Below are 15,794 nucleotides of genomic sequence, written 5' to 3'. Positions count from 1 at the left end.
CCTCCTCGAGTCCCCACACTCTGCCATGACGGACACTGCCATTATCCGCGTGCCGTCTCCTGTCGGTGCCCCTGCGGTGGGTCGCCGGGTTCCTCGACCGCGCCGGGCACTTCGCCGCCGGGCACGGACTTGGGTTCGGACGGCCCGGCAAGCCCGGACAGGTCCGAACCGGTGTCGTTCACGCGCAGCACGAACGGCCGGGTGTCGGTGTAGCGGACGACGCTGAGCGACGCCGGCTCGGCGACGATCCGCTGGAAGCTGTCGAGATGCGTCGCGAGCGCGTCGGCGAGGATCGACTTGATGACGTCGCCGTGGCTGCACGCGATCCACACGACGTCCTTGCCGTGCGCCTCGCGCAGACGCCGGTCGTGTTCGCGGATCGCAGCGACCGCGCGGGACTGCACCTGCGCGAGTCCTTCACCGTCCGGGAAGACCGCTGCGGAGGCGTGCTGCTGCACGACCGCCCACTGCGGTTCCTTGACCAGTTCCTTCAGTTCGCGTCCGGTCCACTGCCCGTAGTCGACCTCGGCGAGTCGCTCATCGACGACCGGTTCGAGTCCACGATCGGTCGCCAGCGGCTGCACTGTCTGCCGGCACCGCAGCAGCGGCGACCGCACGATCTCGGTGATCTCGAGCCCGGCCAACCGGGTGACGAGATTCTTCGCCTGGACGTGGCCGACCTCGTCGAGTTCGACACCGGGGGAACGACCGGCCAACACGTGCGAGGTGTTCGCCGTCGACCGTCCGTGCCGCAGCAGGATGACCGTCATGCGCCCAGCCTAGAGGTACCGCCTGTCGGCAGCCTCTCAGGTGGCGGAGACCACGCCGGTGGCGAGCAGTCCGAGCACGATCACGCCGAGGATCACGCGGTAGCCGACGAACCAGTACATCGAGTGGTTGACGACGAAGCGCAGCAACCAGGCGATCGCAGCGTAGCCGACCGCGAAGGCGATCACGGTCGCGACGAGCAGCTGCGCCCCCGAGGCATTGAGCCCCTCCCCGGCCGGTTCGAAGGCGTCCGGCAGGCTGAACAGACCGGAGGCGACGACGGCGGGGATGGCGAGCAGGAACGAGTATCGGGCGGCGGCCTCGCGGGTGAGCCCGAGGAACAGACCGGCGGAGATGGTGCCGCCGGAGCGGGACACGCCGGGGATCAGGGCCAGCGCCTGCGCCGAACCCATGATCAGGCCGTCCTTGAGGGTGAGCTGACTCACGTCGCGCCGCTGTTTGCCGAAGTACTCGGCAGCTGCGATGACGATCGAAAACACGATGAGCATGGTGGCGACGAGCCACAGATTGCGGGCGACGGTGCGGATGTCGTCCTTGAACAGCACGCCGAGGATGCCGATCGGGATGGTGCCGAGGATGACGTACCAGCCCATCTTGTAATCGTGGTCGGAGCGGTGCTCCTTGTGGAACAGGCCGCGGAACCAGGCCCGCAGGATCCGCCAGATGTCCCCGGCGAAGAACACCAGAACGGCGGCCTCGGTGCCCAGCTGGGTGACTGCCGTGAAGGACGCGCCGGCGTCCTCTCCGAAGAAGATCTCCGAGACGATCCGCAGGTGGCCGGACGAGGAGATCGGCAGGAACTCCGTGAGGCCCTGCACGATGCCGAGGACGATCGTCTGCAGCCAGGTCATCGATTCGCCGATCATGCGGCGACCCCCGGCACGAAGGCTGCGGTGGGGACGGATCGGTGGTCGCGGATGCAGGGAGCAGTTCTCACTCGGCGAAGGGTACGTGGAACCCGACCGGTCGGCGCGCCGGACGCTGCCGCGCGCCTGTTGCGCATTAGGGTGCAGTACCGGGGTCGTGGCCGAGCGCGGCGACGTCCCGTCGTGTCGGGAGGAAACGCGGACGGTTATGGAATACAGGACAGTCGGTGCGAGCGGCCTGCGGGTTTCACGGCTCGGCCTGGGCACCTTGACGTGGGGTCGTGGAACGGACGGCGACGAGGCCGCAGCCCAGTTGTCGGCCTTCGTCGATGTGGGCGGCACGCTCGTCGACACCTCCCCCGCCTACGGGGACGGGGTCGCGCAACGGATCCTCGCCGAACTGCTCGACGACGTGGTGCCCCGCGACCAGCTGGTGTTGTCGGGCAGCTCCGGCATCGACACCACCACACTCGGTTCCGGCCGCGTGGACTGCTCCCGCTCGGGCCTGCTCAACCAGCTCGACGCGACCCTGCGTGAACTCGGCACCGACCACCTCGACGTGTGGCAGGTTGCGACGTGGGATCCGCACACCCCCGTCGACGAGGTGATGGACGCCCTCGAGTTCGCCGTCACCAGCGGGCGCGTGCGATACGTCGGGGTGCGCGGCTATCTCGGCTGGCAGCTCGCGACCGCCGCGGCCGCGGCCCGGCGCCCGGCGCCGCTGATCAGCACGCAGGTCGAGTACTCCCTGCTCGCCCGCGGCGTCGAGGACGAGTTGATCCCCGCCGCGGCCCACCACGGCGTGGGTGTGTTCGCGGCTGTGCCGCTCGCCGGCGGTGTTCTCACCGGTAAGTACCGGTCGGGGGTGCCGGCGGATTCGCGCGGCGCCGACGATGTGCACACCGAGGAAGTGCGCCGTTATCTCACCGAATCCGCGGTGCGCGTGGTCGACGCGGTCGCCACGGCCGCCGACGGGCTGGGCACCTCCCCGCTGGCCGTCGCGCTGGCGTGGGTGCGCGACCGGCCGCACGTGGCCTCGACGCTCGTGGGTGCCCGGGATCTCGCGCAACTGACCGGAGTGCTGGTCGCGGAGGAGTTGGCGTTGCCGCCGGCGATCGCCGCGGCGCTCGACGACGTGAGCGCGTGATCTCCGCGACACCGCCCGCACCCTGCCCTTATCCGGAAGGTTAGGCTAGCCTGCCGAGTACATTCGGTACAGGCAATGTGAGGGGAGGTCGGTCGATGGCCACGACCGAAGTCGTCGGATTCGCCGAACGGATCCGGCTCGAGACCCAGCAGGCGCACAGTGACACCGAGAACTCGGTGTTCGTCTCGGAACTGCTCGGCGGCAAGCTGTCGACCGAGGCCCACGCCGCGCTCATCGCGCAGACCTGGTTCGTCTACGACAGCCTCGAGCGGATCGGCCGCAGCTACGCCGACGACCCGATCGCCGGTCCCTTCCTCAGCGACGAACTGCTCCGCACCGCCGCGCTCGAAGCCGACCTCGACTTCCTCGTCGGCTCCGACTGGCGCGACCGCATCACGCCGCTGCCCGCAACGGTCGCCTACGTCGACCGGCTCGTGCAGGTCGCGGCGGTGTCCCCGGAAGCCTTCCTCGCGCATCACTATCTGCGTTATCTCGGCGACCTCTCCGGCGGCCAGATCATCCGCCGCATGCTCGAACGCGCCTACGGCTACGAGCGCGACGGGTTGCGCTTCTACATCTTCGACGGGATCCCGAAGACCAAGCCGTTCAAGGACGCCTACCGCGCGAAGCTCGACGCCGCACCGCTCGACGGCGACCAGCAGCAGACCGTCATCGACGAGGCGAACCTCGTGTACGGGCTCAACGGTGCCCTGTTCGCCGACCTCGCGCGCGATATCGACCGGTATCGGGTGCGTGCCTGACCGATGTTCCGTTCCCTCCTCCGCCTGTTCCGTTCCCTCCTCCGCCTCCCGGTCGCGCTGATCGCAGTGCTGGGTGTCCTCCTCGTCGCCGCATGCAGCGCCCCCACCACCGACGGCACGACCGTCACCGACGTCGCGACCGGTCCGCGCACCGCCGTCGTCGATGCCGAACCCGAGCCGATCACCACCGACCCGGCACCCGCACTGCCGGCCACGGTGCGCGGCGTGGACGGCGTCGAGACCACGATCACCGACATCTCGCGGATCGTGGTGGCCGACCGCTCCGGCACCCTCGCGCAGACCGTGTACGCCCTCGGACTCGGCGACAAGCTCGTCGGCCGCTCCACCGCGTCCTTCCCCGCGATCCAGGACGTCCCCAACGTCACCCCCGGCGGGCACGGTCTCAACGCCGAGGCGATCCTCGCGTTGAACCCGACCGTCGTGCTCACCGACACCTCCATCGGTCCGCTGGCGGTGCAGGAACAGATCCGCGCGACCGGCGTGCCGGTGGTGTTCGTCGACCCGGAACGCTCCCTCGACACCGTCGCCGACGACATCGAGGCGGTCGCGGCCGCGCTCGGTGTGCCCGAGGCCGGCGCTGCGCTCGCGCAGCGGACGCTCGACGAGATCGCCGCGGCGAAGGACTCGATTCCCGCCGACCATCCCGAACCGACCGTCGCATTCCTCTATCTGCGCGGTTCGGCGATCAAGATGCTCGGCGGCCCCGGATCGGGGGCCGATGCGCTCGTCGCGGCCGCCGGTGGTCGCGACGCCGGCATCCTCGCCGGGCTGGACTCGCAGTTCGTGCCCATCACCAGTGAGGCGATGATCGCCTCGGCGCCCGACATCATCCTGGTGATGACGCACAGCCTCGACTCGGTGGGCGGGCCGGAGGGGCTCTCACAACTCCCGGGGGTCGCGCAGACCCCGGCCGGGAAGACGGGCACCATCGTGGACATGGACGATTCGACCCTCCTCAGCTTCGGTCCGCAGACCGGCAAGGTCCTGGCCGCTCTGGTGGAGGCGTTCTACCCGTCGGACCGGTCGTGATCACCGGATGTCCGTGAGCGGAGAAGTCACCGAGGCCACCGGCCTTCCCGAGCGGGCACTGCGGAAGGCCGGACGGGGACGCACCACCGTCGTCCTCGTCGGTCTCGTCGTTGCCCTGCTCGCCCTGGCCGTCGCGTCGGCGTGCCTCGGACAGGTGCCCACGAGCCCGGCCGAGGTGGTCGGCAGTCTGCTGCACCGCATCGGGTTGGACCTCGGCCCGGTGCCCGCGCATCCCGCCGGGGAAGTGACCTTGTGGGAGGTGCGCTTCCCGCGCGTGGTGCTCGCGATGCTCGTCGGTGCCGCCCTCGGTTGTTCCGGGGCGCTGTTGCAGGGCATCTTCGCCAATCCCCTCGCCGAACCCGGCGTGATCGGTGTGTCCTCCGGCGCCGCCGTCGGCGCGTCGGCGGTGATCGTGCTCGGCGGCGCATTCACCACCGGCTGGGCGCTGGCGGGCGCCGCACTCGTCTCCGGTCTGATCACCACCGTGCTGGTCTACGCGTTGTCCCGATCGAACGGACGCACGGAAGTCGTCACGGTGATCCTCACCGGCGTCGCCGTCAACGCCGTCGCCGGCGGGCTCATCGCGTTCTTCACCTTCGTCGCCAGTCCCGCCGCCCGCGACCAGATCGTGTTCTGGCAGCTCGGCAGTCTCGGCGGAGCCACCTGGGACATCGTCGCGGTGGTCGCGCCGCTGACCCTGGCCGGTGTGCTCGTCGCGGTCCTGCTCGCCCCGAAACTCGACCTGCTGGCGCTCGGCGAGAGCGTCGCCCGGCATCTGGGTGTGGACGTCGAACGCGTGCGGCAATTGTCGATCCTGGCGGTCGCCGTGCTGGTCAGCGGCGCCACCGCCTTCACCGGCATCATCATGTTCGTCGGCCTGGTCGTGCCGCACCTGATGCGCCTGGCTCTCGGCCCCGCCCACCGGGTGCTCGTCGTGGCGAGTGTGCTCGCCGGCGCGGTCGTCCTGCTCGCCGCCGACCTGGGGGCGCGCACGCTGGTCGAGAACGCCGACCTGCCGCTCGGCATGATCACCGCCCTCATCGGTGGCCCGGTCTTCTTCCTGATGCTGCGCCGCACCCGCGCGAAGCAGGGTGGATGGGCATGAGGCTGCTTCCCCGCTCCCTCGGAACCCCGGACGCGGCCGTCCCGGCCCGCTCGGCACCGGGCACCGCGACGATGCGCGCGGTGGCTGTGCGACTGCGGCGCGGAGAGCGGGAGATCCTGCACGGCGTCGACTTCGAGGTGCGCACCGGTGAGGTCGTCGCGCTCGTCGGCCCCAACGGGGCGGGCAAGTCCACCCTGCTCGCGGCGTTGTCCGGCGACCATCCGATCAGCGGCGGCACCGTCGAGGTCGAGGGCCGTGCCCTCGAGCGGTGGTCGTCGATCGCCCTGGCGCGCCGCCGCGCCGTGCTACCGCAGCAGCACACCGTCGGTTTCCCGTTCACCGCCCGGCAGGTCGTGCGGATGGGACGGGCCGCGTGGGCGCGCACCCCCAGACAGGACGACGACGACCGCATCGTCGCCGAGGCGTTCGGGACCTGCGACGTCGCCCATCTGGCCGACCGGCCGTTCCCTGCGCTGTCCGGCGGCGAACGCGCCCGGGTGGCGCTCGCACGGGTGCTGGCCCAGGACACCGAGACACTGCTGCTCGACGAACCCACCGCAGCACTGGACCTCGGCCACCAGGAGGCGGTCATGCAGGTCGTGCGGGCCCGCGCCGACGACGGGCACGCCGTGGTCGTCGTGCTGCACGATCTCGGGTTGGCCGCCGCCTACGCCGACCGCGTCTGCGTGCTCGAACAGGGACGCATCGTCGCCGACGGCGCACCCGGCGACGTCCTCACCGAAGAGCTCCTCGGCCGCGTCTACCAGTACCCCGTGGCGATCGGCCGCCACCCCGAGACCGGCACCCCGCTCGTGTTGCCGCGACGTCCGAACCGCGACCGGTCCGCCTCGGCGCAGACCTGAGCAGCAGATCACATTCGGCCCGTCGGACGACCCACTGATTTCTTCCCCGCGACCGGCATCAGGAACACTGAAGGTCGGCGCGCCGGGCGCCGGAGCACGTCCGGCAGGTGCGAATCGAATCCGAGGACGAGGAGCAACGATGGGCAGAGCGGGGATCCGAGCGGTCACGATGGTGGGCGCGATCGCGATGGTCGTGCTGGCCGGCTGCTCGTCGGAGAGCACCCCGGACGTGCTGCAGACCATCGAACCCGCCACTCCTGCGGCCGCCCCCGAGGTCGGCCCGTCCCCTGCCGGCGACGTCCGTCCGCTCGACCTGCAGGTCGATGCGCTGGTCGTCGAACCGTCCACGGGTACCTTCGCCGCGCTCGTCGACGACGGAGCACGGGTCGCGTTGTTCGACGACATGGCGTTCGACGGTCCCGGGACGGAACCGCGCCTGGTGGGCCTGCCGTCGTCCGCCGCGACCGTCGTGACCGGCCCCGAGGGCAGTGTGCTCGCCCCCGTGTCCGGGGCCGTGCTGCGCATCGACGTCGCCGACGGCACCATCACCGAGGTCCCGGTCGACGGCAATGCCGCGTCGGCGGCCGTGCTGTCCGACGGCCGCTGGGCGGTCGGCACCGACAACGGCCGCGTGCTCGTCGTCGACCCCGGATCCGGTGAGGTGGCCACCACCGTCGGGGGCCTCGCCTCCGTCGACGCCCTCGCCGTCACCGGTGACGCCGTCGCGGCGCTCGACCGCCGGCAGACCTCCCTCACCGAGCTCGACCTCGCCGACGCCCATCTCGGTCCCGCGCTGCGTGCCGGCGAAGGTGCGACGCAGCTGACCACCGACCCCTTCGGACGCGTAGTGGTCACCGACACCACCGGCGACGAACTGCTCGTCTACACCCTCGACGCGATCGTCCTGCGGCAGCGTTATCCCGTCGGCCCCGCCCCGTACGCTGTGACCTACGACGAGACGCGGGACCTGATCTGGGTGACTCTGACCGGCAGCAACGAGGTCGTGGGCTACGATCTTTCGACCGGGATCCCGCGAGAACGCCACCGCTTCGCAACGGTGCGGCAACCGAATTCGATCGCCGTCGATCCGGCCGATGCGGCACTGGTGATCGCGTCGGCAACCGGTGACGGACTGCAACGGATCCCGATCGAAGGACAGTGATGGCGAACGAGCGACTCGGCCGGTTGACCCGGATGCCTGTCGGTTGGGACACCAGCAACGACGAATACGAATACGTGCCGCTCAAGCTGCCCCGGGACGTGTCCCGGGTGAGCGCGTCGATGCGTCTGGCGATCTCCGCCGAATTCCACGGCTGGGAACTCACCCGGGTGCGTCTGTATCCGGACGGGAGCCGGCGGGTGCTGCTGCGCCGCCGCAAGACCGCCCATCACGTCCCCGAACCCACCGTTGGTTGATAACAGATCCCGGACCGTCGTGGACCGGGCTTGCAGGGAGTAGTTCGTGTACCGCTATCTTCTTCGGCTCATGTTCCTGTTGCCGCCGGAACGAGCCCACCACCTCGCCTTCCTCGCGATGCGCTGGTCGACTCGCTTCGGGCCGCTGCGCGCCCTGGTGGCGAAGGTGCTCGTCACCGACGACCCCATCCTCCGTAACACCGTCTTCGGCGTGCAGTTCCCCACGCCGGTGGGCCTGGCGGCCGGTTTCGACAAGGACGCGACCGGTGTCGACGTGTGGGGTCCGCTCGGATTCGGGTTCGCCGAGATCGGCACCGTCACCGCCCAGGCCCAGCCGGGAAATCCGCAGCCGCGACTGTTCCGCCTCCCCGAGGACCGGGCGATCGTGAACCGGATGGGCTTCAACAACCACGGTGCCGGGGAGGCCGCCAACCGGCTGCGGCAGCGCCGCCGCACCGTCCCCATCGGCGCGAACATCGGCAAGACGAAGGTCGTGCCGGCCGAGCAGGCCGCCGAGGACTACACCGAGAGCGCACGACTGCTCGGCCCGCTCGCCGACTTCGTGGTCGTCAACGTCTCCTCCCCCAACACCCCCGGCCTGCGGGATCTGCAGGCCGTCGAGTCGCTGCGCCCGATCCTCGCCGCGGTGCTGGACACCGTGACGGTGCCGGTGCTCGTGAAGATCGCCCCCGACCTGTCCGACGAGGACGTCGACGCGGTGGCCGATCTGGCACTCGAACTCGGGCTCGCCGGCATCGTCGCCACCAACACCACCATCCGCCGCGACGGTTTGAACACCCCGCAGAGCCGCATCGAGGAGATCGGCGCGGGCGGCCTGTCGGGCGCCCCGGTCGCCGAGCGGTCCCTCGAGGTGCTGCGCCGGCTGCGCACGCGGGTGGGCGATCGACTCACCCTGGTCTCGGTGGGCGGCATCGAGACGCCGGAGCAGGCGTTCGAGCGCATCCTCGCCGGCGCGTCGCTGGTCCAGGGTTACACCGGCTTCATCTACGGCGGTCCGTTCTGGGCGCGGCGCATCAACCGCGGTATCGCCCGCAAGCTGCGAGCGCACGGCTACCGCTCCATCGCCGACGCGGTGGGCGCCAGCACACGAGTGTGACCTGCAACGGACGGGGCCCGGGTCGTACTCGACCCGGGCCCGTCCGTCACGACCTGTCAGCGCACCTCGTAGGTGCCGGTCAGCAGACCGCGGGCGATGGCGTGCCCGAAAACGTTGAAGCCGAGGAAGGCCGGGCTCGACTCGGGCGTGACACCCTCGAGCACCTCGACGTCGAGTGCGTGCACCGCGACGATATAGCGGTGGTGGCCGTGTCCGGCCGGCGGAGCGGCACCGATGAACCCGTGGGCTCCGCCGTCGTGGCGCAGGGTCACGGCCTGCTCCGGAAGAGCATTCGAGTCGGCGCTACCCGCACCCGTCGGCAGTTCCGTGACCGAGGCCGGGATGTTCGCGACGGCCCAGTGCCAGAAACCCGACGCCGTGGGGGCGTCCGGATCGAACACCGTGACGACGAAGCTCTTCGTCTCGGCGGGGAAACCCGACCAGGACAGCTGCGGGGAGACGTCGCCGCCCCCGGGGATTCCGAACGCACCGCTGGCCTGCGGGAGTTTCCATTCCTCGCCCTCGGCGAAGTCCGCGCTGGTCACCTCGAGGATGGGCAGCTCGGGCAGGAACTTGTACGGGTCGTAATCGAAAGCCATTCCGGTCCTTTCGTGGCGGTTTCGTGTGTTCTAGGCGTGCATGAGGAAGTGTTCCATGACCCGGGTGCCGAAGCGCAGTGCCTCGACGGGGACACGCTCGTCGACACCGTGGAACAGCGCGGCGAAGTCCAGATCGGGCGGCAACTGCAGCGGCGCGAAACCGAAGCAGCGGATGCCGAGCTTGGCGAACGCCTTGGCGTCGGTGCCGGCCGAGAGCATGTACGGCACGGTCCGGCCGATCGGGTCGTGCGCGAGGATCGCCGCGTTCATCGCGTCGACGAGGTCGCCGTCGAAGGTGGTCTCGTACGGCTCGAGACCGGTGATCCACTCCCTGGTGACATTGGGCCCGATCAGCTCGTCGACAGTGCGTTCGAACTCGGCGAGCCGGCCCGGCAGGATACGGCAGTCGACGACGGCGTGCGCGGTGCGCGGGATGACGTTGGCCTTGTACCCGGCGTCGAGCATCGTGGGGTTCGCGGTGTCGCGCAGGGTCGCGCCCACGATGCGGGCGATCGACCCGAGCTTGGCGAGCGCCCCCTCGAGATCGGGCGAGGCCGGGTCGAAGTCCAGCCCGGTTTCCTCGCTCACGGCGGAGAGGAACTCGGCCACGGAATCGTTGACGACCAGAGGGAACGTGTGGGATCCGAGCCGGGCCACCGCGCGGGAGAGGACGGTGACGGCGTTGTCCTCGTGCAGGAAGGAGCCGTGCCCGGCGACACCCGTGGCGGTCAGGCGCATCCAGCGCATGCCCTTCTCGGCCGTCTCGACCATGTACAGGCGACGTTCGGTGCCGTCGGGACGCGGCACGGTCAGGGAGAACCCGCCGACCTCCCCCACGGCCTCGGTCACGCCCTCGAACAGCTCGGGCCGGTGCTCGACCAGCCACTGCGAACCGAACTTGCCTCCGGCCTCCTCGTCGGCGACGAACGCGAACACCAGATCGCGCGGGGGCACGATGTTCTCGACCTTGAAGTAGCGGGCGACGGCGATCATCATGCCGACCATGTCCTTCATGTCGACCGCGCCGCGTCCCCACACGTAACCGTTCTCGACGGCCCCGGAGAACGGGTGCACGCTCCAGTCCGCGGCCTCAGCCGGCACAACGTCGAGGTGGCCGTGGAGCATGAGGGCACCGCGGCTCGGGTCGGAGCCGGGCAGCCGCGCGAAGACGTTGCCGCGGCCCGGCGCTCCGGATTCGACGTAGGTCGTCTCGTAGCCGACCTCCTCGAGCACGGAGGCCACCCACTCGGCGCATTCGCGTTCGCCGCGGGTAGTGGTGGGTTCGCCGGTGTTCGAGGTGTCGAACCGGATGAGGCGGGAGACGAGGTCGACGACCTCCTCCTCCGCCCGGGACGGCTGGTGGGCGCTCGTGTCAATGGCCATGGTCGTATGTCTACCACCGCCCGTCCACCATCTCGACAGTTCGGATCACCGCAGGTGGAGGTGGCGATTTGGGACCGTGAGCGTGGTGGGTTACTCTTTCACAGCGCCCACGACGAGTGGGCGCGAGCACCAGGTCCGAGTGGCGGAATGGCAGACGCGCTAGCTTGAGGTGCTAGTGTCCTATTAACGGACGTGGGGGTTCAAGTCCCCCCTCGGACACTCTGAGTCGAGACAGACGACGAAGGCCCCGAACATCATGTTCGGGGCCTTCGTCGTTGTCGGGAGAAGATCGAGCGGGCGACAACCGATACCGCATTCGTCATCCGCTGCGGCAACGTGCTGCAGCGGATGACGAACAAGCGAGCGGATCCGCGCGAGGCGCGTCGAGTGCCGCGAGCACGCCTGAAGTGCCGTTTTGGGGATCGGACGCCCCATGCGCTACTGTTTCTTCAGCGCCCGCGGGAGCGGGTTCTACCGACATGCCCCGTGTGGGCGTCGGTCCGAGTGGCGGAATGGCAGACGCGCTAGCTTGAGGTGCTAGTGTCCTATTAACGGACGTGGGGGTTCAAGTCCCCCCTCGGACACTCCGAAACCCGAAGGCCCCGAACCGATATCGGTTCGGGGCCTTCGGTCCGTCCGGGGTCGGCGCGAGCAGACCCTCAGTCCCGGCGGCCCTTGCGGAAGTAACGGATCGGGCCGAAGAAGTTCACCGCGATGGTCAGCGCCCAGCGCAGCTTGCTGCCGTTGATCTTGTCGGCCGGTCGCCTCGCCAGATCGGCCCAGGCCGCGACGGCGAGCGACAACTGCACCACCGCGAGCAGGACCACCAGCACCTGCTGGGGGCGGCTCAGTTCGGCGAACTTCTTCTTGGACAAGGGGGAGCTCGGGCTCATCGTTCCTCCGGTACCTGCACGGGAATTCGGACACGATCATCCTGCCCGATACGATCGGGCATACAGCAGCACACGGAAAAAGGCAGATGAACCCCCACAGCGACACCACCGCCGAACCCGCCACCGACGGCTTCACCCGCATCGACCCCGACGACCTGGCCACCTGTCTGCGGGTGCTCGACCAGGCAGCGGGTCTCGACGCCGAACATCCCGACGCGATCGCCGTGCAGCGGGCCGTGGGGCACATGTTCAAGAAGTTCAAGCGGCTGCGCCGCAACGAGGCCCGCAAGCAGCGCGTCGACGCCGACCGTCAGGTGCTGTCCGCGACCGCCACCGCCTCCCCCACCCGCATCGACGACGAGACCGCCGGACTCCCGCTGGCGTCGTCGACTCGCGGTGCAAGCGCGGGAACGCTGCTGCGTCCGCGGCACTGCTACATCTGCAAGGACAAGTACACCCGCGTCGACGCCTTCTATCACCAGTTGTGCCCGACGTGCGCCGAGGAGAACCACGCAAAACGCGACGCGCGCACCGATCTGCGGGGCCGTCGCGCCCTGCTCACCGGCGGTCGCGCCAAGATCGGCATGTACATCGCGTTGCGGTTGCTGCGCGACGGCGCGCACACCACCGTCACCACGCGGTTCCCCAACGACGCGATCCGCCGCTTCACCGCGATGGAGGACAGCGGCGACTGGCTGCACCGGCTGCGCATCGTCGGCATCGACCTGCGTGATCCCGCCCAGGTGGTCGCCCTCGCCGACGATGTGGCCGCGCAGGGTCCGCTGGACATCCTCATCAACAACGCCGCGCAGACGGTGCGCCGCTCCCCCGGTGCCTACTCGGCGCTGGCCGAGGCGGAGGCCGATCCGCTGCCCGCCGGTCCGCGCCCCGAGGTCCTGACCTTCGGCAAGCCCTCGGACGCCCATCCGGCTGCTCTGGCCGGGTCGCTGCCGGCCGAGTTGTCGGCGCACTCGTTGACCTCGCTGGCACTGGTGGCCGGATCGGCGACACCCGAGCGGGTCGCGGCCGGCGTCGCCGTCGACGCCGGTGGCCTGCTGCCGGATCTCGTGCACACCAACAGCTGGGTCCAGACCGTCGGCGAGGTCGAGCCGCTGGAACTGCTCGAGGTGCAGCTGTGCAACTCGGTGGCGCCGTTCATCCTCGTCAACCGTCTGCGTCCGGCGCTCGCCGCGTCCCCGGCCCGCCGCAAGTACGTCGTGAACGTCTCCGCGATGGAAGGGCAGTTCGGGGGTCGCCGCTACAAGGGCGCCGGGCATCCGCACACCAACATGGCCAAGGCCGCGCTGAACATGCTCACCCGCACCAGCGCCGAGGAGACGCTCACCGACGGCATCCTCATGACCGCAGTCGACACCGGGTGGATCACCGACGAACGGCCGCACCACACCAAGATGCGGCTGGCCGAGGAGGGATTCCACGCCCCGCTCGATCTCGTGGACGGCGCCGCCCGCGTCTACGACCCGATCGTCCAGGGCGAGGCCGGCACGGACCTGTACGGATGCTTCCTCAAGGACTTCCGCCCGGCACCCTGGTGATCCGGACGCGGTGATCCGGACCCCGTGATTTGGGGAGACCGGTTCCACACCGTGGATCGTGGCCCACTCTCCGGGCCGCGGCGATAATGGATAACGTCCCCGCAGGCCCGCACGAGGAGAGTCATGACTGTCGCTGTCGTTCACGCCGATACCCCCGAAGGCCGGATCGCTCTGCAGGCCGCGGTGCGGGAGGCCGCCGACCGGCAGCAGTCGCTGGTGGTGCTCCACCCGCTCGACGAACCCGACGAGGTGGAAGGCGTGCGGGCACAGGTGAGCGAGGTGGCCGGTACCGACGGCTGGGAGTTGCTCTCGGCCGTCCACGACGGCGATCCGGTCGGCACGACCGTCGAACTGCTTGCGCGCAGCGGCGCCGAACGCGTGGTCATCGGCAGCCGCGGGCGCACCGCGACCGGCAAGTTCCTCGTCGAGCGGGCGGTGCAGCGGCTGATCACCGAGTCGTCGGTGCCGGTGCTCGTCATCAAGGCCGGCTGAGGCACCGCCCGCCCTCCGGCAACCGCGTTCGTTCCGAGGCCGTTCGTTCTACCCTGGGCACATGGCGTTCCGGGTGGTCGCCGACCTCACGGCCTTCGTGCATCTGCTCTTCGTGCTCTACGTCGCGTTCGGTGGTTTCCTCGCGTGGCGGTGGCCCCGCACGATCGTCGCGCACGTCGTCGCGGTGGTGTGGGGAGCGACCTCGGTGGCCGTGGGGTTCGGCTGCCCGCTGACCGCGGTGGAGAACTGGGCACGCCGCGAGGCCGGCCAGGAAGGTCTGCCGCCGAGCGGATTCATCGATCACTACCTCACCGGGGTGATCTACCCGGAGTCCGCGCTCGGCGCGGTCCGCGCCCTCGCCGCGCTCGCCGTACTCATCTCGTGGGTGGTGCTGTGGCGCCGGATCCGTGTGACGAAGGTCGCCCCCGAGACTTACTCCTGAGTAGGGTGAGGGGCATGACTGTCTCCCGGGATCTCGACATCGTTATCTACGGCGCCACCGGCTTCGTCGGGCGCCTCACCGCCGCCTATCTCGCCGAGAACCTCCCCGACGGCGTCGCCGTCGGACTCGCAGGACGTTCACGCACCAAACTCGAGAAGCTCGCCGCCGACCTCGGAACCGACTGGCGGCTGATCGAGGCGAACGCCGACGATCCCGCCTCGCTGACCGCGCTCGCCGAGTCCACCCGCGTGGTGATCACGACCGTCGGTCCCTACGCCACGTACGGGCTGCCGCTCGTGCAGGCGTGCGCCGAGGCCGGCACCGACTACGTCGACCTCACCGGCGAGGTGCTCTTCCACCGCGAGAGCATCGACCGCTTCGACGACGTGGCCCGGCGCACCGGCGCCCGCATAGTCCACTCGTGCGGTTTCGACTCCGTCCCGTCCGACCTCGGCGTCCATGCGCTCTACCGCGCCGCGGAGGCCGACGGCAACCTGCCGCTCACCGACACGACCTTCGTGCTCGGCTCCTTCCGCGGCGGGGTGAGCGGCGGAACCATCGATTCGCTCCGGCAACAGCTCGACGCGGTCCGCAAGGATGCCGCCGCACGGAAGATCGCCGCGCGCCCGTACTCGCTGTCCCCCGATCGGGCTCGGGAACCCGATCTCGGTCGCCAGAACGACTTCGCGTTCGTCGACGGCAAATCCGTGGCGCCGGAGATTTCGGGGCGGCTCGCACCGTTCGTGATGGCCTCCTACAACACCCGCATCGTGCGACGCAGCAACGCGTTGCGCGACTGGGCCTACGGACGCCGGTTCCGCTACCGGGAGGTGATGAGTGTCGGCTCCTCACCGCTCTCCCCCGTCCTCGCCGGGCTCGTCGGACTCGGCACGGGAGCCCTCGCCGCCGGCCTGTCGTTCCCGCCCACGCGGTTCGTCCTCGACAAGCTCCTGCCCGCGCCCGGTGAGGGACCGTCGGAGGAGACCCGCGAGAACGGTTACTTCACGGTGGATCTGTACGCTTCGACCGAATCGGGAGCTCGCTACACCGCGCGGTTCTCCGCGCAGGGCGACCCAGGTTACAAGGCCACGGCCGTGATGCTCGGCGAGTCCGCCCTCTCGCTCGCCCTCGGCGGCGCGGCCCTGCACGCCGGTGGCGGTGTCCTCACCCCCGCGGTGGCCTTCGGGGACGTGCTGACCGAACGGCTCCGCACGGCCGGTTTCGAGATCTCCGCGCGCCGCCTCGGCTGACCTCGCCTCCGGCGCGCCCGATCGGCGCGCCGGGCCCGCCGAGTGTGGCTCCGTCGCTTCGACGG

Annotated in this window: 17 protein-coding genes and 2 tRNA genes; 14 read left to right on the top strand and 5 right to left on the bottom strand. The window is 70.0% G+C overall.

Features of this window, described 5'->3' with window-relative positions; translation table 11 throughout:
• Nucleotides 1–41: 41 nt before the first annotated feature.
• The gene (locus RBB84_RS07085; RefSeq protein WP_024100860.1) at nt 42–770 is read right to left on the bottom strand and encodes a histidine phosphatase family protein; all 729 of its coding nucleotides are present in this window, start codon (nt 768–770) and stop codon (nt 42–44) included.
• Nucleotides 771–806: 36 nt separating this feature from the next.
• The gene (locus RBB84_RS07080; RefSeq protein ID WP_174556291.1) at nt 807–1,652 is read right to left on the bottom strand and encodes an undecaprenyl-diphosphate phosphatase; all 846 of its coding nucleotides are present in this window, start codon (nt 1,650–1,652) and stop codon (nt 807–809) included.
• A 211-nt stretch (nt 1,653–1,863) separates the two neighbouring features.
• Between RBB84_RS07080 and RBB84_RS07075 the strand changes: the two genes are divergently transcribed.
• The 8 genes from RBB84_RS07075 (at nt 1,864) to RBB84_RS07040 (ending at nt 9,114) form a co-directional block, all read left to right on the top strand.
• On the top strand, nt 1,864–2,802 hold the full coding sequence (locus RBB84_RS07075) for an aldo/keto reductase (RefSeq protein ID WP_006551962.1): 939 nt from the start codon (nt 1,864–1,866) through the stop codon (nt 2,800–2,802).
• A 95-nt stretch (nt 2,803–2,897) separates the two neighbouring features.
• Nucleotides 2,898–3,563 carry a biliverdin-producing heme oxygenase gene (locus tag RBB84_RS07070; RefSeq protein WP_006551961.1) on the top strand — a complete coding sequence of 222 codons (666 nt, stop codon included), beginning with the start codon at nt 2,898–2,900 and terminating at the stop codon, nt 3,561–3,563.
• A gap of 3 nt (nt 3,564–3,566) precedes the next feature.
• Entirely contained in the window at nt 3,567–4,613 is a 1,047-nt protein-coding gene (locus tag RBB84_RS07065) for an ABC transporter substrate-binding protein (protein ID WP_082920953.1), read from the top strand.
• Nucleotides 4,614–4,620: 7 nt separating this feature from the next.
• On the top strand, nt 4,621–5,718 hold the full coding sequence (locus RBB84_RS07060; protein WP_064255567.1) for an iron ABC transporter permease: 1,098 nt from the start codon (nt 4,621–4,623) through the stop codon (nt 5,716–5,718).
• Nucleotides 5,709–6,581 carry a heme ABC transporter ATP-binding protein gene (locus tag RBB84_RS07055; protein ID WP_033096648.1) on the top strand — a complete coding sequence of 291 codons (873 nt, stop codon included), beginning with the start codon at nt 5,709–5,711 and terminating at the stop codon, nt 6,579–6,581. Before RBB84_RS07060 ends, RBB84_RS07055 begins: the two co-directional genes overlap by 10 nt.
• A 139-nt stretch (nt 6,582–6,720) precedes the next feature.
• A complete protein-coding gene (locus tag RBB84_RS07050) occupies nt 6,721–7,743 on the top strand; it encodes a hypothetical protein (RefSeq protein WP_064255566.1) in 1,023 nt (340 codons plus the stop codon).
• Nucleotides 7,743–7,997 carry a DUF5703 family protein gene (locus tag RBB84_RS07045; RefSeq protein WP_006551956.1) on the top strand — a complete coding sequence of 85 codons (255 nt, stop codon included), beginning with the start codon at nt 7,743–7,745 and terminating at the stop codon, nt 7,995–7,997. The genes RBB84_RS07050 and RBB84_RS07045 overlap by 1 nt, the downstream gene beginning before the upstream one ends.
• 46 nt (nt 7,998–8,043) lie before the next feature.
• Nucleotides 8,044–9,114 carry a quinone-dependent dihydroorotate dehydrogenase gene (locus tag RBB84_RS07040; protein ID WP_064255565.1) on the top strand — a complete coding sequence of 357 codons (1,071 nt, stop codon included), beginning with the start codon at nt 8,044–8,046 and terminating at the stop codon, nt 9,112–9,114.
• 56 nt (nt 9,115–9,170) lie between these two features.
• On the opposite strand, the gene RBB84_RS07035 is transcribed toward RBB84_RS07040, so the two are convergent.
• Together RBB84_RS07035 and RBB84_RS07030 are read right to left on the bottom strand one after the other, a co-directional pair.
• Nucleotides 9,171–9,713, bottom strand: a complete 543-nt coding sequence (locus RBB84_RS07035; RefSeq protein ID WP_064255564.1) for a YbhB/YbcL family Raf kinase inhibitor-like protein — start codon at nt 9,711–9,713, stop codon at nt 9,171–9,173.
• 30 nt (nt 9,714–9,743) lie between these two features.
• Complete coding sequence (locus RBB84_RS07030; protein WP_064060328.1) at nt 9,744–11,096, bottom strand: M20/M25/M40 family metallo-hydrolase; 1,353 nt, start codon at nt 11,094–11,096, stop codon at nt 9,744–9,746.
• A 133-nt stretch (nt 11,097–11,229) separates the two neighbouring features.
• Between RBB84_RS07030 and RBB84_RS07025 the strand changes: the two genes are divergently transcribed.
• Nucleotides 11,230–11,315 (top strand) — tRNA-Leu (locus RBB84_RS07025).
• 279 nt (nt 11,316–11,594) lie between these two features.
• Nucleotides 11,595–11,680, top strand: a tRNA-Leu gene (locus RBB84_RS07020).
• 75 nt (nt 11,681–11,755) lie between these two features.
• On the opposite strand, the gene RBB84_RS07015 is transcribed toward RBB84_RS07020, so the two are convergent.
• The gene (locus RBB84_RS07015) at nt 11,756–11,989 is read right to left on the bottom strand and encodes a PLDc N-terminal domain-containing protein (protein WP_033096644.1); all 234 of its coding nucleotides are present in this window, start codon (nt 11,987–11,989) and stop codon (nt 11,756–11,758) included.
• An 86-nt stretch (nt 11,990–12,075) separates the two neighbouring features.
• Between RBB84_RS07015 and RBB84_RS07010 the strand changes: the two genes are divergently transcribed.
• The 4 genes from RBB84_RS07010 (at nt 12,076) to RBB84_RS06995 (ending at nt 15,729) form a co-directional block, all read left to right on the top strand.
• Nucleotides 12,076–13,545 carry an SDR family oxidoreductase gene (locus RBB84_RS07010; protein ID WP_051424822.1) on the top strand — a complete coding sequence of 490 codons (1,470 nt, stop codon included), beginning with the start codon at nt 12,076–12,078 and terminating at the stop codon, nt 13,543–13,545.
• A gap of 123 nt (nt 13,546–13,668) precedes the next feature.
• Nucleotides 13,669–14,037: a universal stress protein gene (locus RBB84_RS07005; RefSeq protein WP_006551545.1), complete on the top strand. Its 369-nt coding sequence runs from the start codon at nt 13,669–13,671 to the stop codon at nt 14,035–14,037.
• Between the two features lie 61 nt (nt 14,038–14,098).
• Nucleotides 14,099–14,479 (top strand): DUF2784 domain-containing protein, encoded by a 381-nt coding sequence (locus RBB84_RS07000; protein WP_064256279.1) that lies wholly within the window; start codon nt 14,099–14,101, stop codon nt 14,477–14,479.
• Nucleotides 14,480–14,493: 14 nt separating this feature from the next.
• Nucleotides 14,494–15,729 (top strand): saccharopine dehydrogenase NADP-binding domain-containing protein, encoded by a 1,236-nt coding sequence (locus RBB84_RS06995; protein WP_033096643.1) that lies wholly within the window; start codon nt 14,494–14,496, stop codon nt 15,727–15,729.
• The last annotated feature ends 65 nt before the right edge of the window (nt 15,730–15,794 follow it).

This window comes from Rhodococcus sp. D-6, from assembly GCF_040256695.1.
GTDB lineage: Bacteria > Actinomycetota > Actinomycetes > Mycobacteriales > Mycobacteriaceae > Rhodococcus > Rhodococcus pyridinivorans.
Note: the sequence above shows the minus strand (reverse complement) of the source record. Positions and strands in the feature narration are given on the sequence as shown.